This window comes from Kitasatospora aureofaciens (assembly GCF_019192735.1).
In the GTDB taxonomy this organism is placed as follows: domain Bacteria; phylum Actinomycetota; class Actinomycetes; order Streptomycetales; family Streptomycetaceae; genus Kitasatospora; species Kitasatospora aureofaciens_A.
Window position 1 is genome coordinate 1 of record NZ_JAHTKP010000193.1, and the last position, 750, is coordinate 750.

The 750-nt window shown below is 66.8% G+C and carries 1 protein-coding gene; it reads left to right on the forward strand.

Translation table 11 applies throughout. The features are described 5' to 3' along the window. A partial coding sequence (locus KV557_RS41955) for an endo-1,4-beta-xylanase (protein ID WP_218207384.1) occupies positions 1-750 on the forward strand: 750 nt, incomplete at both ends.

Here is a 750-nt window from a genome sequence, read left to right on the forward strand (position 1 = left end):
ACCCCGGAGAACGAGATGAAGTGGGACACCATCGAGCCCTCGCGCGGGTCGTTCAACTTCGCCCCCGCCGACTCGATCGTCAACCACGCCTCCGCGCACGGCCAGCGCATGCGCGGCCACACCCTCGTCTGGCACTCCCAACTGCCCGACTGGGTCAAGTCCACCGGCGACGCCAACACCCTGCGCAGCGTGATGAACAACCACATCACCCAGGAGATGTCCCACTACAAGGGGAAGATCTACGCCTGGGACGTGGTCAACGAGGCGTTCAGCGACGACGGCAGCGGCCGGCACCGCGACTCCGTGTTCCAGCGCGTGCTGGGCGACGACTTCATCGAGGAGGCCTTCCGCACCGCCCGCACCGCCGACCCGTCGGCCAAGCTCTGCTACAACGACTACAACATCGAGAACTGGTCCGACGCCAAGACCCAGGGCGTCTACAGCATGGTCAAGGACTTCAAGTCCCGCGGCGTGCCCATCGACTGCGTCGGCTTCCAGAGCCACTTCGGCGCCGGCGGCCCCCCGCCCAGCTACCAGACCACCCTGGCCAACTTCGCCGCACTCGGCGTGGACGTCCAGATCACCGAACTCGACATCGCCCAGGCCCCCGCCACCGCCTACGCCGACACCGTCCAGTCCTGTCTCAACGTCGCCCGCTGCACCGGCATCACGGTCTGGGGCATCCGCGACAGCGACTCCTGGCGCACCGGCGAGAACCCGCTGCTGTTCGACAACAACGGCAACAAGAAG